Origin of the sequence: Synechococcus sp. RS9907 (genome assembly GCF_014279615.1) — a bacterium.
Lineage (GTDB): Bacteria > Cyanobacteriota > Cyanobacteriia > PCC-6307 > Cyanobiaceae > Parasynechococcus.
Map to the genome: position 1 here is coordinate 2,317,400 of NZ_CP047944.1, position 26,053 is coordinate 2,343,452.

Genomic DNA, 26,053 nt, shown 5'->3' on the forward strand with positions numbered 1-26,053 from the left:
CCATGATTTCTACGATCCAACCAGTAAGGATCGGATTGACAGCGTGTTCGAATTCGCAGTCGCCGGGGTGAGTGAGCCGGTGCAGGCCACCGTTCCATGGCTGAGCCTGTCGATCCTGGTGCCGATTGTGGGTGCCCTGCTGGTTCCGCTGGTTCCCGACAAAGGCGAGGGCAAGCAGGTGCGCTGGTACGCCCTGATCGTGACGCTGATCACCTTCCTGATCACCGTCGCGGCCTACCTCACCGGCTACGACCCGAGCCTGAGTGGTCTGCAGCTGTCCGAACGGGTGAGCTGGCTGCCGGATCTTGGCCTCACCTGGGCGGTGGGAGCCGACGGCCTCTCGATGCCGTTGATCCTGCTCACCAGCTTCATCACGAGCCTGGCCTGCCTGGCGGCATGGCCGGTGAGTTTCAAACCGCGGCTGTTTTATTTCCTGCTGCTGGCCATGGACGGCGGCCAGATCGCGGTGTTCGCCGTGCAGGACATGCTGCTGTTCTTCCTGGCCTGGGAGCTGGAACTGATCCCGGTGTATCTGCTGTTGGCCATCTGGGGCGGCAAGAAACGCCAGTACGCCGCAACCAAATTCATCCTTTACACAGCCGGCAGCTCGCTGTTCATCCTGTTGGCCGCCCTGGCCATGGGCTTCTTCGGTGACGGCACCCCCAGTTTTGAGTACACCGCTCTTGCGGCCAAAGACTTCGGCACGGGCTTTCAGCTGCTCTGCTACGCCGGGCTGCTGATCGCCTTCGGCGTGAAGCTGCCCATCGTGCCCCTGCACACCTGGCTACCAGATGCCCATGGCGAAGCAACGGCACCGGTGCACATGTTGTTGGCCGGCATCCTGCTGAAGATGGGCGGGTATGCCCTGCTGCGCTTCAACTGTGAACTGCTGCCAGCAGCCCACTCCCAGTTCGCACCACTCCTGATCGTGCTGGGGGTGGTGAACATCATCTACGCCGCCCTCACCTCCTTCGCCCAGCGCAACCTCAAGCGAAAGATCGCCTACAGCTCGATCAGCCACATGGGCTTCGTGCTGATTGGCGTGGGCAGCTTCAGTGCCCTGGGCACCAGTGGCGCCATGCTGCAGATGATCAGCCACGGCTTGATCGGCGCCAGCCTGTTCTTCCTCGTGGGTGCCACCTACGACCGCACCCACACGCTCCAGCTGGATGAGATGGGAGGCATTGGCCAGAAGATGCGCATCATGTTCGCGCTCTGGACGGTGTGTGCCCTCGCCTCCCTGGCCCTGCCCGGCATGAGCGGATTCGTGAGCGAACTGATGGTGTTTGCCGGTTTCGCCACGGATGAGGCCTACACCCTGCCCTTCCGCGTGGTGATCTGCGGGCTGGCCGCCGTCGGCGTGATCCTCACACCGATCTATCTGCTCTCGATGCTTCGCGAGATTTTCTTCGGCAAGGAGAAAGAGGAGCTGGTGTCTCACACCAACCTGGTGGATGCGGAGCCGCGCGAGGTCTACATCATCGGCTGCCTGCTGGTGCCGATCATCGGAATCGGGCTGTACCCCAAGCTGATGACCGACAGCTACCGCAGCTCGATCGAAGCCCTGGTGAGCCGAAACCTGGGTGCGATGGAACAGGTGATCTCGCCAACGGCCCCCTTGATTCGAGGTCAGGCCCCCGTTCCGGCGATCATCCAAGCCCCCGCCGTGGGCGCGTCATAAATCACGTATCGATTCCGATTCATTCACGGCCAACCGTCCGTAAGTTCCAGGGGAACGCTCCTCTGCCATGCGTCAGATCAACTTCGGCCTGATCTTCAGCTTCGGCCTGATCACGGTGTTCTTCACCCTGGCGAACACCAGCCCCACGACGGTTCATGTGTTGCCCGGGGTCGAGTACACCCTGCCTTTGGCAGGTCTGCTGCTGCTGGCAGCGGGGTTGGGAGCCGTGTCGGCCTGGTTCTTCGCGGCCTGGACCGGGATGCTCAACAACGTTGAACAGTTCAGCAAGGCCAACGAATACGAAGCACAGCAGGTGCGGATCCAGGAGCTAGAGACCGACCTCAGCCGCTACCGCTCCACCGTTGAAACCCAGCTGGGACTCCTGCCTGCCACCACCGTCAGCGCGACCAGTGCTGAAAGCGACGACAGCGACAAGGCGGAGGTCACCGACGCCAGCAGTGCGGCCTGAGGCAGCACTGGCGACACCGGTTGAGGACCGATACCTTGCCGGAAAAGGGTGAATTGACTTGCTCCAGGTGGCCCCCAACGACGGCGCTGATGCTGGAGCCCGCCTTGCGATTCGGCTGCTGCAGGATGCAGCGGAGCGAGGGGATCTGGATCCCTGGGATGTGGATGTGATCGCCGTCATCGACGGCTTTCTGGATCAACTCCGGCAACGCATCGAAGTTCCCGGGCAGGTGGCGGTCGCCCTGGCCGGACGGGGCGGCAGCTACGAGCGGGACCTGGCTGATAGCAGCGAAGCCTTTCTGGCTGCCTCCGTGCTGGTGGGACTCAAGGCAGAGATGCTTGAAACCAGCATGTTGCCGCCGCCGCCCGACGTCGAAGATCACTTCGACGCCGACTTCGATGAGCAAGGCTGGCTGGATCCGGCCTTTGATCTGCCCCGACGGCCGGAACGTCATCTGCAGCGGCGACCCGTGGCACCCCCGCCCTTGCGTCGCCCCGTCACCCTCGGGGAGCTGATCGAACAGCTGGAAACAATTGCCGAGCAGCTGGAATCAGACGAACTCGAGGCACGCCGCCGCAAACGGCAGAAGCGCTACAGCAACCGTGAAGCCATCGCCCAGGTGGCCGGACTGGCCCACCGCGAAAAGCTGCCGGAAACAACCGCAGCACTGGGAGTGTTTCTGAACGGTTGGGAGACCGCCCTGGACTGGGTGGGCTTCGATCAACTGGTGGATCAGTGGGAGGTGGCCGCCGCCGCGGACTTGGACCGTGACCGGGTCGGGGTGTTCTGGGCCCTGCTGTTTCTCTCCTCCCAGGGCCGGGTTGAGCTGGAGCAGGAGGGCTGGCTCCACGGACCGCTGCGACTGAAATTCATCCCCGCGAGTGGCACTGCAACGCAACTGCCGATCCGCAGCCTTCAGGTGCCAGATCCGTCGCCGACCCGGACGGTCGTAGCGGCCTAAGTCCGGGTCTATGGTCACTACCTTGTATTGACCCCGTGAAACGCCAATGAAGGCGATGATTCTGGCGGCTGGTAAGGGGACGCGGGTCCAACCGATCACGCATGTGATCCCCAAGCCAATGATTCCGATCCTGCAGAAGCCGGTGATGGAATTTCTGCTGGAACTGCTCAAGGAGCACGGCTTCACCGAAGTGATGGTGAACGTCTCCCACCTGGCCGAAGAGATTGAAAATTACTTCCGGGATGGCCAGCGTTTCGGGGTTGAAATTGCCTACAGCTTTGAAGGACGGATTGAAGACGGCGAACTGATCGGAAGTGCCCTGGGGTCTGCGGGCGGGCTCAAAAAAATCCAGGATTTCCAGCACTTCTTCGACGAAACCTTCGTGGTGCTCTGCGGCGATGCGTTGATCGACCTTGATCTCAGCGAAGCGGTACGCCTGCACAAAGAGAAGGGTGCGATCGCCAGCCTCGTCACCAAACGGGTCCCCAAGGATCAGGTGAGCAGCTACGGCGTTGTGGTCACCGATGACCAGAACAGAATTTCAAGCTTCCAGGAGAAGCCCAGCGTCGACGAAGCCCTCAGCGACACGATCAACACCGGCATCTACATCTTCGAGCCGGAGATCTTTGAACACATCCCTTCGGGACAGTCCTTCGACATCGGCTCGGATCTGTTCCCGAAACTGGCCGAGCTCGGTGCCCCCTTCTATGCCATCCCGATGGATTTCGAATGGGTGGATATCGGCAAGGTTCCCGACTACTGGCAAGCCATCCGCAGCGTGTTGATGGGTGACGTTCGTCAGGTGGGCATCCCCGGCAAGGAGGTGCGTCCCGGGGTGTACACCGGCCTGAATGTGGCCGCCAACTGGGACAAGATCAACGTCAGTGGCCCCGTCTATGTGGGCGGCATGACCAAGATCGAAGATGGCGCAACGATCGTTGGGCCCACGATGATCGGCCCCAGCTGCCACATCTGTGAGGGTGCCACCGTCGATAACTCGATCATCTTCGACTACTCGCGCATCGGACCCGGCGTGCAGCTGCTCGAGAAGCTGGTGTTCGGCCGCTACTGCGTGGGCAAGGACGGTGATCACTTCGATCTGCAGGAGGCCTCACTCGACTGGCTGATCACCGATGCCCGTCGTCAGGACCTGGTGGAGCCTTCCCCACAGCAGAAGGCCATGGCGGAGCTGCTCGGCACAGACCTCACCCAGGCAGCGAGCTGAGCCCGGCGCGATCGAGGATCATCGGGATCCGCTCCTCCGCCTTGATCGCCATCAGGTGCACGCCACGAACGATGCCGAGATAGCGCTTCACCTGTTCAGCGGCGATGGCCACACCCTCCATGGCAGGGTTCTCGGCGCACTCCAGCCGATGGATCAACGCATCGGGGATGCAGGCTCCCGGCACAACGCGGTTGATGAACCGGGCATTCTTGGCTGACTTCAGCAGAAACACGCCAGCGAGCACGGGAAGGCCCAGGGGGCCGGCCTGTTCGCGCTGGAAGCGCTCGAGCGCTTCAGGATCCATCACCATCTGGGTTTGAACGAAGCGGGCTCCCGCCGCCTGCTTGCGCTGCAACCGGCGCTGGAGACCGCTCCAGCTCCTCGATTGTGGGTCGGCGGCACACCCGGCAAACAGCGTGGTCGCACCATCGGGCAGGGTGCCCTGCACGGGATCCACACCCTGATTGAGGGAATCCACCTGCTGCAGCAGCTTCACCGACTCGAACTCATTCACCGGCCGGGCATCCGCCTGATCGCCCGCCCGCACCGGATCGCCAGTGAGACACAACAGGTTGCGGATCCCCAAGGCATGGGCACCGAGCAGATCGGCCTGAAGGGCGATGCGGTTGCGGTCCCGGCAGGCCATCTGCAACACCGGCTCCAGACCGGCCTCAAGCAGCAACCTGCAGGAGGCCAGGCTGCTCATCCGCATCACGGCCCGACTGCCATCGGTCACATTCACCGCATGGACACGGCCTTGCAGCGATGCGGCCATGGCCAACATGTGGGAGGGGTCGGCTCCGCGGGGAGGCATCACCTCGGCCGTGAGCACCTGATCCCCGGCCTCAATTGCGCGCTGCAGCGCCGTGCTCAAATCTCGTTCCATTTCACCGGCCCACTATGCAGGATCAGACCGTTCGTCCGGACTAGCATGATCCCAACGGTGGTCGCCCATGTCCTCCCTCGACGGTACCGATCCTCTGGAGATCTCCCTCTCTGCCAGGGAGATCGAGATCATCGAGCTCGTGGCCGAAGGACTGACCAATCAGGAAATCGCTGACCGTCTCACCATCAGCAAACGAACGGTGGACAACCATGTGAGCAACGTGTTCACCAAGACCGGCTCGAAGAACCGGGTGGCACTGCTCAATTGGGCCATGGATAACGGCAAGATCTGCCGGGACGGCTTCAACTGTTGCGTCCTTCCAGAACACGATCCCCCCTCAGCCTGATCGTGGAGCTAACAGGCTCCGGCAAGCTTTGCAGGGAGGTGGGGCCCACAGGGATCTGAAACAGCGTGGCGTATTCCAGACAGGCCTCCACGCTGGAGCCAGCGAAGCGAAGCATTCCAGTTGTGTCGTAGAGACCCACCACTGGAAGGAGCCACCAATCAGAATTCCTCAAAGCTAAAGGAAATCTGAAGACAAATCCAGTCCAGCCTTAGGGCCAGCCAAAACGTCGACGCTGCGCCTCAGGCCAGGACTGAATCGGATGCCTGGCCAGCACCGCATTGCTCCAGCGGGACTCCCCGGTGATCTCCTCGCCGCACCAGGGCGGAATCAGAAGATCCGCCTGGGCCGATGCCAGCTCCACCTCCGCCAACACCAAGGGGGCGTTCTCGCCCTGGAAACAATCCACCACCCAGTCACCACCGGGGCAATCCAAGGCGTAGCGGACTTTGTCCAGGCGGTGCGGCGCCAGCTCCCAGAGGGCTTCGGCGTCCGCCACGGGAATCGGATATTCGAACTCGTGGCGCACCAGGCCAACGGCATCAGCCGCCGCCTTCAGGGTGAGCCAGGCCTGATCCGATCCGCGCAGACGCATCCGCACCGTCACACCGTCGGCACTGGCGGCCAGATAGCCCTGACGCAGCGGCTGTGCGGGGCCAGCACTGCTGCGCCAGGCCTCCGACCGCACCAGAAAGCGCCTTTCAATCTCGAGGGCCATGGCTCAATTCTGCGAGGGCTGAGACGCGTGCAGGCTTCCCGCCCAATGCAACTTGTGGGAGAGAGTTCGGTAATAGGACGGGCTTTGATTGAGCAACACCATCAGGGCATGGTGGCGCGCCTGCTGAACAACACAGCACTCTCCAGGCTCCAGCACCGTGCAGCCCACACCGTCCTTCCACAGCTTGATGCGGTGATCCCAAGCCCCCAGGGGCCAGATCGCCAACCTGGCCCGAGGCGGCACCACCAGCGTTCGGCTGGAGAGGCTCATCGGGCAGATCGGGGCAACGATGATGGCATCGATGCCGGGGTGAAGAATCGGTCCCCCTGCCGCCAGGGCGTACCCAGTGGACCCCGTGGGCGTGGAGAGGATCAGGCCGTCACCACGCACCTGGTCGATCACTTCCCCATCGATCTCGAGCTCCAGGGTGCAGGTGGGCGAAATCTCATCGCGGTAGGCCCGCAGGTAGAAGTCGTTGAAGGCCCAGTGGTGCTCTTCATCGTCTTCGAGATCCGGCTGCTGCAACGGACCGGGCGAAGCCGCTCGATCTTCCGCGGAGCGTCGATCCACCATCGCCTGAAGCATCATGCGCCGTTCGATCGCGAACTGATCGTCTTGGAGGCGTTGCCAGATCTGATCGCCGCGCAACACACGCCGGTCATGGGTGAGAAAGCCCAGATGGCCTCCCACATTGATGCTGAGGATCGGGATGTCATGCACCGCCAGGTGGCGGGCAGCCCCCAGCACCGTGCCATCCCCCCCCAGCACCAGCGCCAGGTCGGGCAACGACTCCTCAACGGCCAGAAGGCCGGGAAAAGGATTCACCCGGGGCCCCGACATCGCGGTGACCACATGGGTGCCGAGAGCTTTCAGCTCCTTGGCACATTGCCGGGCTTCACGCTGGGCAGGCTGGCTGTCGGCCCGATAGATCACCCAGACCCGATCGAGACGCATGACCCAGGTATGCGGGGGTTACCAGCGCAGAAGGTTGAACTGCTCCATGTCGACGGTAACGCGATTGCGATAAAGCGACAGCAGGATCGCCAGACCCACAGCGGCCTCAGCGGCGGCCACCGTGATCACGAACACAGTGAAGACCTGGCCGCGAATCAGATCACCATCCACGAAGGAGGAGAAGGCCATCAGGTTGATGTTCACGGCATTGAGCATCAGCTCAATGCTCATCAGCACGCGCACCGCATTGCGGCTGTTGATCAAACCCCAGACGCCGATGCAGAAAAGCATCGCGGCCACCAGCAGGTAGGCCTGCAGAGAGGGAAGTGTGGCAAGTAAATCGCTCATCAGTCCGCTCGATTCATCAGCAGGGGAGTACGGGCCTTCTCAATCAGGCCTTGATCAGCTACCTCACCGGTGACCACATCGGTGGCCAACACATCACGACGGGCCAAGACGATGGCGCCGATCATGGCCATCAGCAGCAGCACCGATGCCACCTCAAAGGGCAAGAGGTAATCGGTGAACAGGTGCTCACCAATGCGGGCCGTGGCTTCCTCACCCACGGCGGCAGGACCGGGCAGCGACCAGGGGGTGGTGACCACAACACGAACCAGCAACGCCAGCAGACCGGCGCAGACGCCGGCGGACACCACACGGCGGGTGGTGAGGTTGGCGATGGCCTTGAGGTCTTCCCGCTTGTTGACGAGCATGATCGCGAACAGGATCAACACGTTGATCGCGCCCACGTACACCAGGATCTGGGCCATGGCCACGAAACTGGCGTTCAGCAGCAAGTAGAGACCTGCAACGGCGGTGAACACCCCGCCCAGCAGGAAGGCGGAATAGACGATGTTGCTGAGCAGCACCACGCCAAGGGCGCCGATCACCACAACGGCGGACAGCACCAGAAAACAGATCAGCTCGGTGGTGGTCGCGATGGTCATGCGTCGCCCTCCTTGGCCTCACTGGAGGATTGTCCCTCATTCTTGGCAGCGGACTTGGCAGGAGGAGTGAGGGTCTCCAACACCTGAGACGGCAGCTGACCAGCCCGGGGACGATCGGCGGCAACACCGTGGGGATCCATCTCGCCCGCCGGCAGATAGGCGAGTTCCCTGAGGGGAACAACGGAGGGGTCGGTGGTAACGCTGGTGGGAAGGCGTCCGAGGGCCACGTTGTCGTAGTTGAGGCTGTGGCGATCAAAAGCAGCCAACTCGTACTCCTCCGTCATCGAGAGGCAGTTGGTGGGGCAGTACTCGACGCAGTTGCCGCAGAAAATGCAAACGCCGAAGTCGATGGAGTAATTGCGCAGCTCCTTCTTCTTCGTGGCTTTGTTCATCACCCAGTCGACCACCGGAAGGTTGATCGGGCAGACCCGCACGCACACCTCACAGGCGATGCACTTGTCGAATTCGTAGTGAATCCGGCCCCGATAACGCTCGGAGGGAATGAGCTTCTCGTAGGGGTACTGCACAGTGACCGGACGGCGCTGCATGTGGTCAAACGTGACCGAAAAGCCTTGGGCCAGATTCCGGGCTGCATCGACTGCATCCCGGGTGTAATCACCGACCTGTTTGAGGAAGCCGAACATGGTCTGAAAGGGAGAGAACGAAGCGGAGCCGGGTGCGGAGGAATGCTAGGTAGGAAAACCTAGCCGCCGAATGCCACAGGAAAGGCGAGCTTGAGGGCCGCCGTCACCAGAAGGTTCACAAGGGAGAGGGGCAGCAGGAATTTCCAGCCCAGATCGAGCAGCTGGTCAATGCGGACGCGGGGGGTGGTCCAGCGCAACAGGATGGCCACGAACACCAGCAGATAGGCCTTCAGCACGGTCATGACGATGCCGACGGTTCCGGTGATCACCTGAACCACGGGGGCATCAATGGGCTGGTTCAACCAGCCGGCCAGCCACTCCACAGGGATCGGGAAGCCCCAACCACCGAGGTACAGAACGCTGACCAGGACGGCCGAGAGCACCAGGTTGATGTAACCGGCCAGATAGAAGAGGGCAAATTTCATGCCCGCGTACTCGGTCTGATAACCGGCAACCAGCTCTTCTTCGGCCTCGGGAAGGTCGAAGGGAAGACGCTCACACTCGGCCAGGGCGCAGATCCAGAAGATCAGGAAACCCACCGGCTGACGCCAGATGTTCCAGCTCAAAATGCCAGCACCGGTCTGCTGACCGACGATGTCGACCGTGCTCAGCGAGTTGGTCATCATCACGATGGCCAGGACTGACAGAGCCAGGGGAATCTCGTAGCTGATCGATTGAGCCGCGGCCCGCAGACCCCCCAACAGCGAGTACTTGTTGTTGGAGGCATAGCCGCTCATCAGCAGACCAATCGGCTGAATGCTGCTGAAGGCGATCCAGAGGAAAATCCCCACGCCCACATTGCTGATCAACAGGTTCTGGCCGAAGGGGATGATCAGCCAGGAGATGATCACCGGCACCACCACCAACACAGGGCCGAGGGTGAACAGCAGGCTGTCGGCCCGCGCCGGGATGATGTCTTCCTTGACCAGAAGCTTGAGGCCGTCGGCCAGAGGCTGAAGCACGCCAAGGGCACCGGCGTATTCAGGACCGATCCGCTGCTGAACGGCGGCGGAAATTTTGCGTTCCAGCCACACCGAGACCAGCACACCCACCACTGCAGCCACCAGGACCAGCAGCATCGGCAGCGGCAGCCAGAGCAGCCTCGCCACCTCCGGAGAGAGGCCAAACCCCTGCAAGGCCTGGCTAAAGCTCAATTCCAGGTCAAGTCCCGGACTCACCATGGTGTCGACGGAAGTGGGTGCAACTTAGGCGGCCGGAGCCGAAACACGCTCCTCGATGGGCATCCATGAGCGTGGCTGGGATCCGGAATAGATCTGCGAAGGCCGGAAAATCCGGTTCGCCCCGAGCTGTTCCCGCCAATGGGCCAACCAGCCGGCGACCCTGGCAATGGCGAAGACCGGCGTGAACAGATCCCTGGGAATGCCGAGCTTCCGGTACACAAGGCCCGAATAGAAATCCACGTTGGGGTAGATGCCTTTGGGGCCGAGGCGCGACGCAGCTTCCTCTTCGATGGCTCGGGCCACGTCGTAGAGGTCGTCGTGACCGAAGCTGGCAAACATCTCTTCCACCAGCGACTGCAGGATCACCGCACGGGGATCTTTCACCTTGTATTCCCGGTGGCCGAAGCCCATGATTTTGCGCTTGGCCGCGATGGCCTCATCCAGGAAAGCGCCGGCGTTCTCAGGGCTCCCCACCTGCTCGAGCATGGCGAGAACGTCTTCATTGGCGCCGCCATGGAGTGGACCCGCCAGGGTGCCGACGGCTGAAGCCACCACGGCGTAGGGGTCGGTGAGGGTGCTGGCGGTGACCCGGGCACTGAAGGTGCTGGCATTGAGGCTGTGCTCGGCATGGAGCATCAGACAGCGGTCAAAAATCCGCGCCGCCAGGGGATCCGGCTCCCGCTCCGTGAGCATGTAGAGGAAGTTGGCGGAGTAGGCCAGATCATCCCGAGGCTGAATCGGATCCTGGCCTTTGCGGATCAGCTGAAACGCCGCCACCATCGTGGGGATCTTGGCGATCAGCCGCACCACTGCGTCGTAGATGTACTGCGGGTCGTCGATCGCCCGGCGGGAATAGAACAGACCCAGGGACGCTGCACTCGACTGCAGGGCATCCATGGGATGACCGCTGGCCGGGAAGCACTTCATCATGTCCCGCACCCGGAAGCTGACCCGCCGGTGCATCTGCACCGCGTGTTCAAACTCCGCCAGTTGGTCGCGGCTGGGCAGCTCTCCCCAGATCAGCAGGTAAGCCGTTTCCAGGAAGCTGCTGTTGGCCGCCAGATCCTGCATCGGGTAGCCGCGATAGGTGAGCAGCCCCTTCTCCCCGTCGATGTCGCAGATCGCCGACTGGGTTGCCGGCACGCCATCAAGCCCCGGACGCAGTTCGATTCCGGTCCGCGCATGGCGCAGGTCTCCTGTCTGCTGCTGAGCCAAGGGCCGATCGCCTCTCTCAGCAACTTAATTCGTCAATCAACAGGGCCGGTCGGAGCAAGGCCTTCAACTGCCACTGGCCCGCGGAACGACGCAGCTGGATCACGCCGGCTTTCTTCAGCACCAGGGCACCCTGGGGACACCCCAGAAGACCGCAGGCCAGATCGCCAAGGTCCGGCTCATGGCCCACCAGGCCGATGGCCCCATCGAACGGCGTGAGCACCGTTGCCAGGTCCCCTCCCGGCTCGAGTCGTTCGTCAAGCGCGAGCGTGGAGGCGAGCCCCGCCTCCAGCGCCAGTTCAGCCGTTTGCAGGGCCCGGCGGTAAGGACTGGTCAACAGCCGATCCAGGCGCAGACCCCGTTTCACCAGGGCCGCCATCACCAGCCGGGTGCGCTGACGGCCAGCGGCGGTCAGGGCACGATCCGGATGATCACGCCCTGCCTGGCGGGGTTCGGCGATGCCATGCCGCAACAGAACCAGGTCAGCCGAGTTCGAGCCGGGCATGCAAGGGAATCTCGGTACTGCCTTGCTCCTGACGATCAACGTCGACGGCCACCGCAAGGCCGCGGACCTGATCCTGAAGCGGCCGCCCCGCCATCACCTGCAGCAGGGCCCAGGGCCGCCATTGCCCCAACAGTGCACGGGCAGGCTCATCCGCCAGCAGGAGGGCCTGCGCCGGTTGGGCGGAGGCTGTGAGCTCCTGCCACTGGTTCAAGCGGGGCTGGAGAGCACGCCCGTTCTGGCGCTGCGCCAACGCCATCAGAGACTCGCCCCACCAGTTCAACGCAGACGAGCGCACCTGAGCCACAGCCAATTGAGCATCCACCCCCGGCTGGCGTCCCCGCTGGCGCACCAGCCGCGTCCACACGCTCAACGCCTCGCCATCCCCCTCCAGTTCAGAACGGGTCAGGCCCTGCTCCTGCAGACGCGCATCCACCACATCCCTGGAGGGGCTTTGCGGGCGGGTGGCCAGCAGCCAGCCCTGGGGTTGGTCCTGCCAAAGCAGAGGACCGTCATCGGCTCCCACAACAGCCTCTGCCGCCGGCTGGCCCGCCAAGTGCTTCTTCAGCCATGGAGCGAACCATTGGGCCAGCGGATGGCTTTCGCTGGGATCCAACAGACGGGATGGACTCTGCAGCTGAGCCAGCCAGCGGGCATGGCCTCCGGCCGACGCCGTCAGATCCGTGAGCCCAGGCCAGGGGGCGGAGTCAAGGGCTTGCCGGAAGCCGAGGCGCCCATCCACCGCCAGGGTTGAACCCTCCGGTCGCAGTGATGCCACGAGTCCGCTCAGATCGTCCCGCTGAGCCACCAGCTCGGGCACCTGCAACCAATGCTCGAGGGCGTGGGGAGATGCCGTGAGCAGAGCCACGCCTTCACCGAGCTCAGCCACCTGACGCTGCAGGCGTTGATCCCCCAGCTGATGCTGATCCGGGAGCTGAGAGACATCGAGGGCCTGCTCCAGCACGCCCCGGCCTGAGGCCACCAGCAGCAGATCATCGTCAATCAAGGCCGTGGCCAGGGGTTGGGGGTCATGCCCCACAAACGCCCCCTGGCCGCTGATCACACCGATTCCGCGGTAACTGCTGATCTGCAGGTCGGTGCCCGCCAGGCTGCGGGTCTGCCAGAACCGTTGCAGAAAGCGCCGGGCGCCGTCGTCATCCCGACTGGTCAAAGCCAACACCCAACCGGCGTTGGAGGCTCCATCGGTGAGGGTGAGACTGACCTCCTCACCAAGCCAGGGCTCCAGCTCAAGGGCGAACTGGAGGCCCGCCAAGGCAAAGACGCCTTCACGCCACTGCCGGGCACCATCACGGGCATCGCGGCGTTGAGAGGCAGGGGCCACGGCCTGGGCATAGGCCGGCAGCCGTCCTGGATCGGCCAGCCAATGGAGCGAGAGATCAGCATCCCGGGGCACGAACCGGGCCGCCCGAGGCAGATGCAACGGCTGCTCCGCCAGCTGCAGGGGGCTCTGGCGGTTCATGGTCCAGAGCAGGCCAACGGCCAGCAGAAGCAGCGACAGCAGCACAGCACCGGCAGCGCTGAGGAAGGGGCGGGCCTTCATGGGCCGGCGGTCTCGGGTCGCCTCATCTTTGTCCATCACCGCAGAATGGCGCCATGGGCCAATCCCAACAACCACAACCAATCCAAGCCTCTGAACTGCAGCAATGGCTGCAAAGCGAGCGTCCTTCTCCGCAACTGGTGGATGTGCGCGAGGAGGCTGAGCTTGCGATCGCCGCCTTCCCAGGTGCGGTGCTGCACCGCCCCCTGAGCCAATCCAATGCATGGCTTGGAACACTGCAGGCCGACCTCAACCCCGATCAACCCGTCGTGGTGGTCTGCCATGCCGGCGTGCGCAGTTACCACTTCGGCCTGTGGCTGCTGGACCAACCCTGGGGCCTGGAGGTGTGGAACCTTGAGGGAGGCATTGATGCCTGGAGCCTTCAGGTGGATCCCAGCGTTCCCCGCTACTGATGAGCAAGCCCCTGTCCCTTCGGCAAGAACAGGTGCTTCAGGCGACGGTGCACCACTACGTCGACACGATGGAACCGGTGGGCAGCCGCACCCTGGTGCAACGCTTCGGCATTCCCGCCAGCTCCGCCACCGTTCGCTCCGCCATGGGGGCGCTTGAGCGCCGAGGACTGCTGCATCAACCGCACACGTCCGCTGGACGCGTTCCCAGTCCGATGGGATACCGGCACTACGTGGACGCGTTGCTGCCGGAACCTGGCATCGCTGTTCAACACCTGGAACGGGAGCTCACCGGCCTCAGTCTTCGTTGGGCCGGTTTGGACGACCTGCTGATGCATCTGGCTCGGCGGCTGACGGATTTCACCGGTCTGATGAGCCTGATCACCCAACCGCAGCAGGAGAACCAGCAACTGGAGACGATCCGTCTGGTGCCCAGCGGTGATCGACTGCTGGTGATGCTGGTGGAAGCCAATGGCCGCGCCAGCCACCTCAACCTGCGTCTGCCCCACGGAGCTGAAGCTGAACTCACCGCGATGGAACGCTGGGCGTCGGCCCAGCTCGAGCAGGGCGAACTGAACTGGGACGCACTGCCCAGGCAGCTGCAACGCAGCGGTGCTGTGCTGCGCAGCGCCCTGGACCAGCCCACCCCCGCCAACTCCACACAGGTGGTGGTGCATGGCCTTTCCAGGCTGGTGAGCGAACCGGAATTTGAAAGCACCTCCAGCCTTCGGCCGCTGCTGGAACTGATCGATGACCAACCCGCCACCTTGATCAGCCGCGGTGAATCCGCACGGGTGTGGATCGGCGACGAACATCCGCAGCCAGCCCTGGAGGCCTGTGCCGTGGTTCAGGCGCCCTACCGCTGCAACGAGGGGCTCGGCCATGTAGCCCTGGTGGGGCCGATGCGGATGGCCTATGCCACGGCACGGGCTGCCGTACAGAGGGTGGCCCGCCACCTGGAATTACTGCTGGCCTGAAGCTGAAGCCTCAGAGCTGATCCCCCAGCTTCTCCGCCACGGTGTTGACGTCCTTGTCGCCGCGGCCAGAGCAGTTGATCACCACTTCGGTGCCATTGGCCAGGGTGGGGCAAAGCTGCTCAAGCCAGGCGAAGGCATGGGCGGTTTCCAGGGCTGGAATGATGCCCTCAAGCTCACTCACCAGGCGCAGGGCATCGAGGGCTTGTTGGTCGGTGACTGCGGCGTACTCGGCACGTCCGATCTCCCGCAGGTAGCTGTGCTCCGGCCCCACTCCGGGGTAATCGAGACCTGCGCTGATGGAATGGGCCTCCATCACCTGACCGTCGCCGTCCTGCAGCAGCAGGCTCATGGCGCCGTGCAGCACACCGGCACGACCCTCGGTGATCGTCGCGGCGTGGCGACCGCTGGCCACACCATCACCAGCGGCCTCAACACCGATCAGCCGCACAGACGTGTCCTGAACAAAGGGATGGAACAGGCCCATGGCATTGGAGCCACCGCCAACGCAGGCCATCAGCACGTCGGGCAGCCGGCCGAAGGCCTCCTGACACTGCTGCTTGGACTCTTCGCCGATCACAGCATGGAAATCCCGCACCAACATCGGATAGGGGTGCGGACCAGCGACGGATCCAAGGATGTAGTGGGTGGTCTCGACGTTGGTCACCCAATCGCGGATCGCTTCACTGGTGGCGTCCTTGAGGGTTGCGGTGCCGGCCGTCACCGGTTGCACCGTGGCGCCCAGTAGACGCATGCGGAAAACGTTGAGAGCTTGACGGCGCATGTCTTCAGCGCCCATGTAGATCACGCACTCCAGACCGAAGCGGGCACAGACCGTGGCCGTGGCGACGCCGTGCTGCCCCGCACCGGTCTCAGCAATGATCCGCTTCTTGCCCATGCGCAGGGCCAGCAGGGCCTGCCCCAGGGCGTTGTTGATCTTGTGGGCACCGGTGTGGTTCAGGTCTTCCCGCTTGAGCCAGATGCGGGGGCCACCGTCGGCACGGCGGTAGTGGGCGGTGAGACGCTCGGCCTCGTACAACGGTGTCGCCCGCCCGACGTAGTTTTTGAGCAAGCGGTTGAGCTCGGCGGTGAAGGCCGGATCGTTCCAGGCCTGAGCCGCCGCTTGCTCCAGTTCCGCCAAGGCCGGCATCAGGGTCTCGGGCACGTACTGGCCACCGAATCGCCCAAAGCGGCCATGGGCACCGGGACGCACCGCTGGCTGCAGGCTGGAGGGATCCGGAGTGCTGGCGTTGGGCAGGGTGCTGGTCACGGATCCACGGCGGAGCGTCGGCTCAGCGTAAGCAGCCGGTCACGCCATGGGTGCCGCATGGGCGGTCATCGACAATGAAATCCGCTTGCGACGGATGGATGGCGAAGGGAGGCTGGCAGGAATTCAGCAGTGCCGAAAGCCTGCAGCGACCGAGCGGCCCTGCGGCTGAGCCCACAGCCAAGGCGCAGCAAATGGTGCGGGTGCAGCCCACCCGCGGTGGCAAAGGGGGCAAAACCGTGACGGTGATCCGTGGGCTGGAGCTGGATGCTGCGGGCTTCAAGGCGCTGCTGAAGAAGCTCAAAACACGCATCGGCAGTGGCGGGACCGTCAAGGGCGGCATGATCGAACTACAAGGGGATCAGGTGGATCTGACGCTCGAGCTGCTCAACAAAGAGGGATACCGGCCGAAACGGGCAGGAGGGTAGGGGATAATTACCAACACTTCACGCTGAGGCCATGACCGCCAGTCAGACCTACGGAGAACTCACCAACAAGGGTGCGTCCACCAACATCGCCTGGCATGAGGCCTCCGTGGGCCGCGACGAGCGCTCAAAGCAACGCGGACATCGCAGCGCCATTCTTTGGTTCACCGGACTCTCTGGCTCCGGCAAGAGCACCCTGGCCAATGCCGTCAATGCAGCCCTGTTTGAACGAGGACTGGCCACCTACGTGCTGGATGGCGACAACATTCGCCATGGCCTCTGCAAAGACCTGGGCTTCTCCGATGCCGACCGAGAAGAAAATATCCGCCGAATTGGCGAAGTTGCCAAATTGTTTCTCGATGCCGGGGTGATCGTTCTAACCGCATTTGTCTCCCCTTTCCGTGCTGACCGGGACAAAGCCAGGCAGCTTGTGAGCGACGGAGACTTCCTCGAGGTGTTCTGCGCCGCCGATCTCGAGGTTTGCGAATCCCGCGACCCGAAAGGCCTTTACGCCAAGGCACGGGCAGGCCAGATCAAGGAATTCACAGGCATCTCCAGCCCCTACGAAGCACCGGAGAATCCAGAATTAAAAATCGATACAGGCAAGCAAGAGCTGGGGCAATCTGTAGAGCTCGTCATCAAAGCCCTACAAGAAAACAGCGTCATCTGACAGGAATCAAAATCAACAATGCTTGTATCTCTTGAACATCAGTTCGCCTTTTTCTCTAACCCGAAATGCGCCACAACAAGCATTGAAAAATATATCTCCAAATATTGCGAAATCAGCATTACCTCCACAAAGCTAGGCAAACACACAACACCAAAAAATTTCAAGAAATTGGAATCCTTTTTGAAAACTGAATGCAATACACCTTTTTTTAAAAAAATCTGCACAGCACGCGATCCAGTTAAAAAAATTATCAGCTGGTACACATACAGGAGTCGTCCAAGGCTTAAATCCAAAAGACCAAAAAGATATCTAGGAGAAACAGATTTCAGAAGCTTTTGCAGGTCCCAAATGCAGCGATGCCCTGTAAGCTTTTACTATGAAAATGTTGCCAACAATTTTCTTGTCGACTTTGTTGTCCCAATAGACCACCTTTCAAGACTTGAGACGTTTTTTCAAAATAAGTTCAGTCTTAAGCATGGGTTTTCAAAAAAAAACACCTCCAACATCGAAACACCACAGTTAAATACATCGCAGCTTCACGAGATCGCCCTCTCAGAGCTCAACAATGCCAGCACAGAATTCCACAAAGGGATTGAAATATATACAACAATTTTAGATCATTACAATAAGGCAAATCATGATCAAATTATAAGAATAAGCAAAATATTCTGATTCAATCCATCTTTTCGTTTCATTCAAAACAATGCCTTCAAAAGTACATTTTTACACATCGGCAAAACCGGTGGAAGCGCCATCAAAGAAGCATTAAAGAGGGCTATCAAGGAGCAAGACATTTACGCAAATGCCAACAAACTAAAAGACAACACAGAACTGGAAATCAAGCGCTTAAGTGGCAGGTTTGATCAAATCATTCTCCATGGTCATGGCAAAACACTTAAACAAATACCCGAATCAGACTGGTTTTTCTTTTGCATACGCAACCCAATATCAAGATACGTGAGCGGCTTTTACAGCCGCAAAAGACAGGGCAAACCTCGCTACAATATCCCATGGAATATAAAAGAAAAGCGAGCATTTAAACACTTCAACACACCAAATGAATTAGCTGAAGCACTTAGCTCCGACAACCCAAAGATTCGACGAAGAGCTAAGCGCGCAATGAAAAATATCAGACATGTAAAGTCATCCCTTTCAAAATGGATTGCAAATCCTTCCTACTTTGAAAAGCGCGTACATAAACTTCTTTTCATTTTAGAACAAGAAACCTTGCGCGAAGATTTTCAAATTTTACTCCAAAATCTTCATTTCAAGAAAGAACTTAATCTCTCAACAGATAGGGCTGTAACGCACCAAGCCAATACCACAAAAAGCGACACCACCTTAAGCGATCTTGCAATCGAAAACCTCAACCAACACTACTCCCAAGATATAGAGATATACAAGTTTCTAACCGAAGCAAAAATCAAAAAACAAAGATTATTCAGCAATGGCGGAAGCGAGAATACTTTTTGACAACTTATGCTAAAGTTTAGGTATATTATTCAGCTTGATAATGGGTCCTGACTTCATATGCATCGGCGCACAGAAAGCAGGCACGGCTTGGCTCTCACAATGCCTTCAAGTTCACCCAAACCTGTGGAACCCTGGAATCAAAGAGCTCCATTTTTTTGATGGAGCAAGTTTCTCTGACAATGAAAAGAAAATCTACTCAGCCTCACTAAGCAAGCGCCGTCTTAAAAAAATAAAGCAAAAGATAAGAGATGGAAAATTAAAAATTACTTCAGAATTGTCTCAAAAAATTATCAAGTCAAAAAGAATAACTTTTGAAGACTACTTAGAGCTTTTTTCCCTCGCCCCTAATGCATCAAAAACGTGGGAAATAACTCCAAGTTACGGAAGCATGGGTTTAATCAAACTAGCAAAAATGAATGAACTCCTTCCACACACCAAATATCTATACATAATCCGCGACCCGGTCAATCGCGCACTGAGCTCCCTAAGAATGTCACTAGAGAGGAGGAGCAAAAGAGGTGAAAGTGAATCGATGATTATTGATCGATGGTTAAAGATGCAGCTTGATCGCGGCCGTTACAGCAGACACATACCCATAATGAATCAAATTCTTAGCAGCAAGGAGAAGATCATCTATTTACCTTTTGGATTAGTAAAGAGTGACCCCCAGAAATTCATGCGACGAATTGAAGAACATCTTGGAATACCGCAAGGAGATTACAACGAATTACTTTCGAAGCCATATCACCAAACAAGCAAATCCGTTACAATCCCAACGGAGACAAAAGAGCGTATTGAACGGGAATTGCGACCCGAAAAAGAATTTATTGCAAGATTTTTCGGCAGTGATTTCTCGTCAAATTGCACTTAAAAAGGTTCTTCTTATTAGATAAATATTGCTATCGACATCACTTTATACTTTTATCAGCGTGAAAATTTACGTACGCATTGAAAAAACTTGGAACCTTTCTAGAGAAATTTTTGATCCTGACATATTCATAGTCTTAAGTCCCATTGACAGATCAATAGTTGACAACGTTGTTCTTGGCAACCAATCCTCCTTCCTCGATTGAGCTAACTGTAGAAGCAGTTCATCGTCGGTCCTCACTACGGGAAAGGGGTGATTCCCGCCGCCTGAGGTCGACGTCACCAGTCCTGGCGGCATCCGCCAGGGTTTTGATGCAACTGGCCACCGGCACCGCCAACAGCAGTCCCAGCAGATCCCCCACGCCAAACAGCGCACCCACCCGGGCGCCGATGGGCAAGGCGATCAGCAACCAGGCCGGTTGCAAGCCAACGATGCTGCCCATCAGCCGCGGTTGAATCACCTGATCCACGATCTGACCGACGACGATTGCCGCGGCGAGCAGCTCAAGGCCTGTGCGGGGGGCCTGAACCGCCAGCACCGCACTGACCGAGACGATCGACACGGCACTGGCATAGGGCACCAGGGTAGTGAAGCCGATCAGCACGGCGAACAAAACGCCGTAGGGAATGTTCAGGGCGGTGAACACCAGGAGCTGACCACCACTGAGGATCAGCGCCAACACCACCTGGCCGGCGAAATAGCCCCGAAAGGTGCGCTCGAGGGTCGTCTGCACCAGATCCCGCCAACGGTCGGGCAGCCAGCGGGCCAGACCATCGACGATCGGATCCGCCCCAAACAGCAGGAAGACCGCCAGCACCAGCACGATCACCACATTGATCGTGGTGCCCACCGTCGCCCCCAGCAGGCCCAACAGGCGTTGGCTCAACTGCGTCGCCAGACGGCTGAACTGGGCCACCAGATCACTGCTGAGGTCAGCGAAATCAGCCGGCAGGCCATGGTCCAGCGCCCAGAGCTGACCCCGATCGATCCACTGCTCCGCCGCCGTGAGCAGAGACGGCGAGGCACTGAGCAATTGGCTGAGCTGTTCGATCAGCAGAGGCACCAGGGCCACAGCGGCCCAGACCAGCAGCCCGAGGGTCACCAGGACCACGCTGACGATGGCCCAGGCGCGGGGAAGACCCCGTTGCGCGAGCCAGCGGCAGGGCAGGTCCAGCAAAAAGGCGATCAAGGCCGCAGTGAGGAACAGCCCGGGGAATGGGGCGAACTGCACCAGCAAACGCTTCAGCACAAAGGCGTTCAAGCCCAGAACAGGCAGCAGAAGACCAAGCCGCAACCAGGCCGGCCAGGGCGTCATCGAGGCGATGACGCGAATCGATCAGTGCTGCTCAACGGCGGCCGGCTTGGAGGCGGAACTGACGTAATGGCACCAGAAACTGAGCCAGGCGGCAATCCCGAGGAACTTGAATCCCTCCTCAAAGATCTGCACCGTTTCGTAGGAATTCGGCCACAGCCCCTGGAGGGCATCGGTCAGAACCGACAGGCCCAACAACACCACGGACACCAGAAAGGTGTCGCCACCGAAGCGCCGCAGAGGGCCACGAAAGCGGAACAAAAGCAACCCGGTGAAGAAGGCGTAGGTGATGTAGAGGAACGCCTCACCGAGGTAGCGGTCATGCACCAGGAACATGTCGTCAAGGCAGAGCCACAACGAGAATCCACCCCCACAGAAGGCGAATTGACGGTTCAGAACGGAGCCTTGGATCTGCCGGGTGGACGCCGCAAACAAGGCAATGGCCGCCGGCGCCATCCAGAGCAGGTAGCCCACGCTGGAGAGGAAACCTTCTCCCAAAGGCGCCTTGCAGGACTGGGCCAAGTCCTTCAGCACCAGCTTGGCGCTGATGCCCTCAGCTCCGCTCCAGACCAGGGCAACCGCATAGACGATGGCCGCCGGCACCACCGCCCAAAGCAGCGTGGATCGCAGGGTGGAACGAACGGGAACACTCATGAAGTCATCTGGGAGAGGTAATCCGTGCTGCCCAGATCAACCAGGCGCGCATCCTTGGCGACCACAGCATCGTGGAGGCTGCTGCGGTAATCCTCAAGTTTCCGGGCCAAGTCAGCGTCGGCCACCGAAAGGATCTGCGCCGCCAGCAAGCCGGCATTGAGGCCCCCACCGATGGCGACGGTGGCCACAGGAATCCCCCCCGGCATCTGCACGATCGAGTGGAGGGAATCAACCCCGGACAGGGCCCGGCTTTTCACCGGCACGCCGATCACAGGCAGCGTGGTGAGGGCAGCCACCATGCCGGGGAGATGGGCGGCCCCGCCGGCGCCGGCGACGATCACCCCAAACCCCTGACCCCGGGCCGCTTGAGCGAAGTTCACCATCTCCAAAGGGGTGCGGTGAGCCGAGAGCACCCGAACCTCCACCTCCACCCCCAGCTCGCGCAGGATGGCGGCGGCGGGTTCCATGGTGGGCAGGTCAGAGTCACTGCCCATCACAACGGCAACACGGGGGAGCACTGGCGGCACAACGCAGAGGGGCAAGACTGCCATCGTCTCCCCCCATGGCTGCAGAAGCCAGTGTTGCGTTGATGCACCGGATCACCAACGTTCGACTTCCGGGTCCCCTGCCGGGGGACGGAGACCAGCGCTATGCCATCGACCTGGACGAGCAGGGTCTGATCTGCCGCATCGAGGCGATGGGCGGCAAGGCGCAACAAGAGACTCAAGAAACCGATGCGGACTGGAACGGCGACTGGCTCAGCCCCCGGGGTGTGGACCTGCAGATCAACGGCGGTTTGGGACTGGCCTTCCCGGAACTGAGTGAAAGGGATCTGCCCCGGCTGGAACAACTCCTCGAGCTGTTGTGGCGCGATGGGGTCGAAGCCATCGCCCCGACCCTGGTGACCTGCGGCATCACGCCGCTGCGCCAGGCCCTGGCCGTGCTGCGGCAGGCGCGGCAACAGCACCGGCCTGGCCGTTGCCGGCTGCTAGGGGCCCATCTGGAGGGTCCCTTTCTGGCCGAAGCCCGCCGCGGTGCCCATCCCCGTGAACACCTGGCCAGCCCCAGCCTGGAGGCTCTCGAGGAACGGATTGGTGGGTTCGAAACGGAGATTGCCCTGGTGACCCTGGCCCCCGAACTGGAGGGAGCCGCTGCGGTGATCGGGCGACTGCGGGAGCTGGGCATCAGCGTGGCCCTCGGCCACAGCGCCGCCACGGCCGAACAGGCCAGCACCGGGTTCGATCAGGGAGTGGCGATGCTCACCCACGCCTTCAATGCCATGCCGGGGTTGCACCACCGGGCACCCGGCCCTCTTGGGGAAGCCTGCAGGCGCGGAGGGGTGGCCCTGGGGCTGATCGCCGATGGCGTGCACGTGCACCCCACGATGGCGGTGCTGTTGCAACGGCTGGCACCGGAGCAGACGGTGCTGGTGAGCGATGCGCTGGCCCCCTACGGCCTGGCCGACGGAGAGCACCGCTGGGACGAGCGGGTGCTGCGGGTGGAGAACGGCACCTGTCGTCTCGAAGACGGCACCCTGGCGGGAGTGACCCTGCCGCAACTGGAGGGGGTGAAACGGCTGGCCCGCTGGAGTGACGCCCCCAGGGCTGCGATCTGGAGCGCAACAGTGGCACCGCGGCGGGTGATCGGCGATGCAACGGGGTGCATGGATGCCCTGATGGGACGGCCACTGACGCAACTGCTGCGCTGGCAGCTGAAGGAGGGTGAGCTGCACTGGGCCTGCGCTGCTTAGGATCCCGCCGACGCAAACCCTTCCGCCATGGCCCCCGATCAGCTGCTGGAGCAGAAACAGGCCGAGAAGAAGGAGGTGAAGGGCTACTTCGAAACCACGGGTTTCGACCGCTGGAACCGCATCTACAGCGACAGCGATGAGGTGAACAAGGTGCAGCGCAACATCCGTATCGGTCACCAAAAAACCGTGGATGAAGTGCTGGCCTGGATCAAGGAGAGCGGTGAACTCAGCCAGGCGAGCTTCTGCGACGCAGGCTGCGGTGTTGGCAGCCTGAGCCTGCCGCTGGCGGCGATGGGGGCCGGTTCCATCAGCGCCAGCGACATTTCCGAGGCCATGGCCAAGGAAGCCGAGCGCCGGGCCCGCGAGGCCGGCCTCGACATGGCCAAGCTGAACTTCTTCGCCAGCGACCTGGAAAGCCTGAGCGGCTCGTTCCACACGGTGTGCTGCCTGGATGTGTTCATCCACTACCCCCAGCAACCGGCTGAGGAGATGGTGAAGCACCTCTGCGGCCTCACCGAAGAGCGCCTGATCGTGAGCTTTGCTCCCTACACCCCGCTGCTGGCGCTGTTGAAAGGCATCGGCCAGCTGTTCCCCGGCCCCAGCAAAACCACCCGGGCCTATACCCTCAAGGAAGACGGCATCGTGAAAGCAGCCGAAGCCTGCGGCTTCAAGCTGGTACGCCGCAGCCTGAACAAGGCCCCCTTCTACTTCTCGCGCCTGATCGAGTTCCGCAAGGCCTGATCTCCCTCACCTGGGGGTTCCACCTGGAGGTTGATCTCCCTCAAGTGAGGGAGACCCGAAAGCCGCCAGGCATGCAACCGATAGCCCCCATCACCGGGCGTTGCGGTGGCTGAAATCTCGCGATTCATCAGATAAAGCGGATCCCCCAGCAGCGGACTGCCCAGTTGCGCCAGATGAATGCGGATCTGATGGGGCCGACCAGTGGTGATCGTCACCTGCAGGCGATCGCCCTCGGCCGTGCGCTCCAACAGCTCCAGCTCGGAGTGGGCGGAAAGCCGTTTGCGGATCGGCGCATCGTCGAACGGTTCCGGCCCCCAGATCCAGCCCAAGAGTGGATGCGGCCGTTCCACCACATCACTGCTCACCGTCAAACACTGCCCCAATTCCAACCCGGGCACCCGCTCACTCCAGGCCTGATACACCTTGCGGCAGCCGCCGTCGGGCCGGAACTGCTTCGACCAGAGGGCGCGGGTCTGCGGCGTGCGGGCACACACCTGCAAACCGGAGGTGAAGCGCCCCAGGCGGTGCACCGGCCGGGCCCCGGTGGGTTCAAGCAAGGCCGTGAGCGTGTGGCGCAGGAAGCCACCACCGGGCATCACCGGCAAACCGGAAGGCTTGTTGATCACCAACAGGTCGCCGTCGTCGTGGATCGTCTCCCATTGATCGGGGATCGCCTGCTCCAACCAGGGCGGACGCCGCCAACAGAGGGTCTCACCGCCCTGCAAGGCTCGATCAATGGCCAGCAGCGCTCCGTTCCAATCCAGCTCACCGGCGGCGATCCGCTGCTGCCACAACACAGCATCAGAGTGGCGGTAGCGATCCGCCAGCCATTCGCTCACCAAGGTGCCGGCAGCGGCCCGCGGCACCCGGTCGCGGTAGGTCCAACCGTTGTTGAACGCCGCCTCGCGCCAGCCCGCCTTCAAGTCACCAAACGGTGCTCCAGGGCGTAGCGCACCAGTTCCGTGCGGCTGGAGGTGCCCGTCTTGTTGAACAGCCGGCTCACGTACTTCTCCACGTTGCGGATCGACGTCTCCAGCTGCCGGGCAATCTCCTTGTTCATCAATCCTTCCGCCACCAGCTGCAGCACACTCGCCTCCCGCGGCGTGAAGCTGTGCACCACCGGCTCGGTGGAGGGCAACGCTTCGGCCTGGGCCAGCAGCGAACGGATCTCGGTGATCTGCTTGGCCATCTGGCCCATATCGGTATCCGCAAAGCGCGCTGCCTCCTGCAGCAGCCGTTGCTGGCGCTGGGCCACGTTGCGCACCCGCGCCACCAGCTCATCGGGATCGAACGGCTTGGGGATGTAGTCATCCACCCCGGCCAGATAGCCCTGGGTGCGGTCCGCCGTCATGCCCTTGGCGGTGAGGAAAATCACCGGGGTGCCGCCAAGCCGTTCATCGGCGCGCAACTTCTGCAGCAGGCCATAACCATCCAGCCGCGGCATCATCACGTCGCTGATCACCACATCCGGCAGCATCTGCTGGGCCTTGACGAAGCCTTCCTCCCCGTCCACCGCGGTGGTCACCTCAAAGCCTTCGTCTTCCAGGTAGGCCTGCACCGCCGTGCGCAGACCAGGCTCGTCGTCCACCAGCAACAGGCGCGGGGCGGGCGCCGCGGCCTCTTCAGATTCAGCGGTGGGGGTGGGCGCGTCGCTCATGGCTGGAATCGCTCTGGCCGCAATGTATGGAGAGCGGACTCAACGGGCCAGTGCGGGTAACTGCTCCTGCTGTTCGGGAATCAGGGTGGAAAAGCCCAGATCCAGGGCCTTCTGACGCAACGTGGCAGGGTCGGTTCCCGCCACCTCCGGCACACAGGCCGCCCACCACACCAGGTGATCTTCGCGGTTCACGTCAGTGATCGGACCGCCGGGATTGAGGGTGCGCACGTAGACCATCGACGGCGTGCGTTTCACCCGCAAGGGCTTCTCAGGGGAGCAATTAACGCTCTCCACGTAGACGTTGAGATCCGACGCCGACTCCTCCCACAGCTGATAACTGCGGGTATCGGGATTGGACGAGGCTGGTTTCACTGCGTAGATCCCGATCGACAGGGTGCCGACGGGGGCCGGGCGTTCGATCAGCACCTTGAGATCGGCTGGCCGCGACCGCCGCATCTGCTCCAGCACCTGCTCACGATCGAAGCCGCAGACGGGCTGCGTCCAGATCAGCCCGCCCAGGCCCAGCAGAGCCATCGGCAATCGCAGACCCATGCCTGTGCTGTTCGCAATG

Annotated in this window: 31 protein-coding genes; 14 read left to right on the plus strand and 17 right to left on the minus strand. The window is 61.3% G+C overall.

What is annotated here, in order from left to right; genetic code table 11:
• Positions 1 to 43: 43 nt before the first annotated feature.
• From SynRS9907_RS12620 to SynRS9907_RS12635, 4 genes are all read left to right on the plus strand, one after another.
• Entirely contained in the window at positions 44 to 1,681 is a 1,638-nt protein-coding gene (locus SynRS9907_RS12620) for an NAD(P)H-quinone oxidoreductase subunit 4 (protein ID WP_188021245.1), read from the plus strand.
• Positions 1,682 to 1,748: 67 nt separating this feature from the next.
• Positions 1,749 to 2,150, plus strand: a complete 402-nt coding sequence (locus tag SynRS9907_RS12625; protein WP_186509302.1) for a lipopolysaccharide assembly protein LapA domain-containing protein — start codon at positions 1,749 to 1,751, stop codon at positions 2,148 to 2,150.
• A gap of 58 nt (positions 2,151 to 2,208) precedes the next feature.
• A complete protein-coding gene (locus SynRS9907_RS12630) occupies positions 2,209 to 3,111 on the plus strand; it encodes a segregation/condensation protein A (protein ID WP_188021246.1) in 903 nt (300 codons plus the stop codon).
• Between the two features lie 46 nt (positions 3,112 to 3,157).
• The gene (locus SynRS9907_RS12635) at positions 3,158 to 4,336 is read left to right on the plus strand and encodes an NDP-sugar synthase (RefSeq protein WP_188021247.1); all 1,179 of its coding nucleotides are present in this window, start codon (positions 3,158 to 3,160) and stop codon (positions 4,334 to 4,336) included.
• Here SynRS9907_RS12635 and SynRS9907_RS12640 read toward each other — a convergent pair.
• A complete protein-coding gene (locus tag SynRS9907_RS12640) occupies positions 4,317 to 5,222 on the minus strand; it encodes a methylenetetrahydrofolate reductase (protein WP_188021248.1) in 906 nt (301 codons plus the stop codon). The genes SynRS9907_RS12635 and SynRS9907_RS12640 overlap by 20 nt on opposite strands.
• Before the next feature lie 67 nt (positions 5,223 to 5,289).
• Between SynRS9907_RS12640 and SynRS9907_RS12645 the strand changes: the two genes are divergently transcribed.
• Entirely contained in the window at positions 5,290 to 5,568 is a 279-nt protein-coding gene (locus tag SynRS9907_RS12645; RefSeq protein ID WP_011365335.1) for a helix-turn-helix transcriptional regulator, read from the plus strand.
• Positions 5,569 to 5,776: 208 nt separating this feature from the next.
• Here SynRS9907_RS12645 and SynRS9907_RS12650 read toward each other — a convergent pair whose 3' ends face one another.
• The 9 genes from SynRS9907_RS12650 to SynRS9907_RS12690 are packed head-to-tail and all read right to left on the minus strand — an operon-like array spanning position 5,777 to position 13,284.
• Positions 5,777 to 6,283 (minus strand): CYTH domain-containing protein, encoded by a 507-nt coding sequence (locus SynRS9907_RS12650; RefSeq protein WP_188021249.1) that lies wholly within the window; start codon positions 6,281 to 6,283, stop codon positions 5,777 to 5,779.
• Positions 6,284 to 6,286: 3 nt separating this feature from the next.
• Positions 6,287 to 7,237, minus strand: a complete 951-nt coding sequence (locus SynRS9907_RS12655) for an NAD(+) kinase (RefSeq protein ID WP_188021250.1) — start codon at positions 7,235 to 7,237, stop codon at positions 6,287 to 6,289.
• A gap of 18 nt (positions 7,238 to 7,255) precedes the next feature.
• Positions 7,256 to 7,585 (minus strand): NADH-quinone oxidoreductase subunit NuoK, encoded by a 330-nt coding sequence (gene nuoK, locus SynRS9907_RS12660; RefSeq protein ID WP_188021251.1) that lies wholly within the window; start codon positions 7,583 to 7,585, stop codon positions 7,256 to 7,258.
• Complete coding sequence (locus SynRS9907_RS12665) at positions 7,585 to 8,184, minus strand: NADH-quinone oxidoreductase subunit J (protein ID WP_038552703.1); 600 nt, start codon at positions 8,182 to 8,184, stop codon at positions 7,585 to 7,587. Before SynRS9907_RS12665 ends, nuoK begins: the two co-directional genes overlap by 1 nt.
• Positions 8,181 to 8,828, minus strand: coding sequence for an NAD(P)H-quinone oxidoreductase subunit I (gene ndhI / locus SynRS9907_RS12670; RefSeq protein WP_186514118.1), 648 nt, complete (start codon positions 8,826 to 8,828; stop codon positions 8,181 to 8,183). The genes SynRS9907_RS12665 and ndhI overlap by 4 nt, the downstream gene beginning before the upstream one ends.
• A 59-nt stretch (positions 8,829 to 8,887) precedes the next feature.
• Positions 8,888 to 10,006 carry an NADH-quinone oxidoreductase subunit NuoH gene (nuoH, locus tag SynRS9907_RS12675; RefSeq protein WP_188022483.1) on the minus strand — a complete coding sequence of 373 codons (1,119 nt, stop codon included), beginning with the start codon at positions 10,004 to 10,006 and terminating at the stop codon, positions 8,888 to 8,890.
• Positions 10,007 to 10,033: 27 nt separating this feature from the next.
• Positions 10,034 to 11,224 carry a citrate synthase gene (locus SynRS9907_RS12680; protein WP_188021252.1) on the minus strand — a complete coding sequence of 397 codons (1,191 nt, stop codon included), beginning with the start codon at positions 11,222 to 11,224 and terminating at the stop codon, positions 10,034 to 10,036.
• A 16-nt stretch (positions 11,225 to 11,240) separates the two neighbouring features.
• Positions 11,241 to 11,726 (minus strand): phosphohistidine phosphatase SixA, encoded by a 486-nt coding sequence (gene sixA, locus SynRS9907_RS12685; protein WP_188021253.1) that lies wholly within the window; start codon positions 11,724 to 11,726, stop codon positions 11,241 to 11,243.
• Positions 11,704 to 13,284 (minus strand): DUF3352 domain-containing protein, encoded by a 1,581-nt coding sequence (locus SynRS9907_RS12690; protein ID WP_255445919.1) that lies wholly within the window; start codon positions 13,282 to 13,284, stop codon positions 11,704 to 11,706. The genes sixA and SynRS9907_RS12690 overlap by 23 nt, the downstream gene beginning before the upstream one ends.
• A gap of 53 nt (positions 13,285 to 13,337) precedes the next feature.
• On the opposite strand from SynRS9907_RS12690, the gene SynRS9907_RS12695 reads away from it, so the two are divergent.
• Positions 13,338 to 13,694, plus strand: coding sequence for a rhodanese-like domain-containing protein (locus SynRS9907_RS12695; protein WP_114987584.1), 357 nt, complete (start codon positions 13,338 to 13,340; stop codon positions 13,692 to 13,694).
• Positions 13,694 to 14,668 carry a heat-inducible transcriptional repressor HrcA gene (gene hrcA, locus SynRS9907_RS12700; protein WP_188021255.1) on the plus strand — a complete coding sequence of 325 codons (975 nt, stop codon included), beginning with the start codon at positions 13,694 to 13,696 and terminating at the stop codon, positions 14,666 to 14,668. Before SynRS9907_RS12695 ends, hrcA begins: the two co-directional genes overlap by 1 nt.
• A gap of 10 nt (positions 14,669 to 14,678) precedes the next feature.
• Here hrcA and trpB read toward each other — a convergent pair whose 3' ends face one another.
• On the minus strand, positions 14,679 to 15,935 hold the full coding sequence (gene trpB / locus SynRS9907_RS12705) for a tryptophan synthase subunit beta (RefSeq protein WP_188021256.1): 1,257 nt from the start codon (positions 15,933 to 15,935) through the stop codon (positions 14,679 to 14,681).
• Positions 15,936 to 16,033: 98 nt separating this feature from the next.
• On the opposite strand from trpB, the gene SynRS9907_RS12710 reads away from it, so the two are divergent.
• From SynRS9907_RS12710 to SynRS9907_RS12730, 5 genes are read left to right on the plus strand one after another with little or no spacing between them, the layout of a single operon-like run.
• Positions 16,034 to 16,360: a translation initiation factor gene (locus tag SynRS9907_RS12710; protein ID WP_188021257.1), complete on the plus strand. Its 327-nt coding sequence runs from the start codon at positions 16,034 to 16,036 to the stop codon at positions 16,358 to 16,360.
• A gap of 31 nt (positions 16,361 to 16,391) precedes the next feature.
• Complete coding sequence (gene cysC, locus SynRS9907_RS12715) at positions 16,392 to 17,027, plus strand: adenylyl-sulfate kinase (RefSeq protein ID WP_188021258.1); 636 nt, start codon at positions 16,392 to 16,394, stop codon at positions 17,025 to 17,027.
• A gap of 18 nt (positions 17,028 to 17,045) precedes the next feature.
• A complete protein-coding gene (locus SynRS9907_RS12720; RefSeq protein ID WP_188021259.1) occupies positions 17,046 to 17,699 on the plus strand; it encodes a hypothetical protein in 654 nt (217 codons plus the stop codon).
• Between the two features lie 21 nt (positions 17,700 to 17,720).
• Positions 17,721 to 18,500, plus strand: coding sequence for a sulfotransferase family 2 domain-containing protein (locus SynRS9907_RS12725; RefSeq protein WP_188022484.1), 780 nt, complete (start codon positions 17,721 to 17,723; stop codon positions 18,498 to 18,500).
• Between the two features lie 40 nt (positions 18,501 to 18,540).
• On the plus strand, positions 18,541 to 19,371 hold the full coding sequence (locus SynRS9907_RS12730) for a sulfotransferase (protein WP_188021260.1): 831 nt from the start codon (positions 18,541 to 18,543) through the stop codon (positions 19,369 to 19,371).
• 220 nt (positions 19,372 to 19,591) lie between these two features.
• Here SynRS9907_RS12730 and SynRS9907_RS12735 read toward each other — a convergent pair whose 3' ends face one another.
• Genes SynRS9907_RS12735 through purE form a run of 3 tightly spaced genes read right to left on the minus strand, consistent with a single transcriptional unit; the run spans position 19,592 to position 21,885 of the window.
• Positions 19,592 to 20,683, minus strand: coding sequence for an AI-2E family transporter (locus tag SynRS9907_RS12735; RefSeq protein ID WP_188021261.1), 1,092 nt, complete (start codon positions 20,681 to 20,683; stop codon positions 19,592 to 19,594).
• A 21-nt stretch (positions 20,684 to 20,704) separates the two neighbouring features.
• A complete protein-coding gene (locus SynRS9907_RS12740; RefSeq protein WP_188021262.1) occupies positions 20,705 to 21,334 on the minus strand; it encodes an oxidoreductase in 630 nt (209 codons plus the stop codon).
• Positions 21,331 to 21,885 carry a 5-(carboxyamino)imidazole ribonucleotide mutase gene (gene purE, locus SynRS9907_RS12745; protein ID WP_114987595.1) on the minus strand — a complete coding sequence of 185 codons (555 nt, stop codon included), beginning with the start codon at positions 21,883 to 21,885 and terminating at the stop codon, positions 21,331 to 21,333. Before purE ends, SynRS9907_RS12740 begins: the two co-directional genes overlap by 4 nt.
• A gap of 11 nt (positions 21,886 to 21,896) precedes the next feature.
• On the opposite strand from purE, the gene SynRS9907_RS12750 reads away from it, so the two are divergent.
• Entirely contained in the window at positions 21,897 to 23,084 is a 1,188-nt protein-coding gene (locus tag SynRS9907_RS12750; protein ID WP_255445920.1) for an N-acetylglucosamine-6-phosphate deacetylase, read from the plus strand.
• 27 nt (positions 23,085 to 23,111) lie between these two features.
• On the plus strand, positions 23,112 to 23,825 hold the full coding sequence (gene bchM / locus SynRS9907_RS12755) for a magnesium protoporphyrin IX methyltransferase (RefSeq protein ID WP_188021263.1): 714 nt from the start codon (positions 23,112 to 23,114) through the stop codon (positions 23,823 to 23,825).
• Here bchM and SynRS9907_RS12760 read toward each other — a convergent pair.
• The 3 genes from SynRS9907_RS12760 to SynRS9907_RS12770 are packed head-to-tail and all read right to left on the minus strand — an operon-like array spanning position 23,789 to position 26,034.
• Positions 23,789 to 24,748, minus strand: a complete 960-nt coding sequence (locus tag SynRS9907_RS12760) for an RNA pseudouridine synthase (RefSeq protein ID WP_188021264.1) — start codon at positions 24,746 to 24,748, stop codon at positions 23,789 to 23,791. The genes bchM and SynRS9907_RS12760 overlap by 37 nt on opposite strands.
• Entirely contained in the window at positions 24,745 to 25,482 is a 738-nt protein-coding gene (locus SynRS9907_RS12765) for a response regulator transcription factor (protein WP_188021265.1), read from the minus strand. Before SynRS9907_RS12765 ends, SynRS9907_RS12760 begins: the two co-directional genes overlap by 4 nt.
• Before the next feature lie 39 nt (positions 25,483 to 25,521).
• Positions 25,522 to 26,034 (minus strand): hypothetical protein, encoded by a 513-nt coding sequence (locus SynRS9907_RS12770; protein ID WP_188021266.1) that lies wholly within the window; start codon positions 26,032 to 26,034, stop codon positions 25,522 to 25,524.
• Positions 26,035 to 26,053 lie beyond the last annotated feature (19 nt).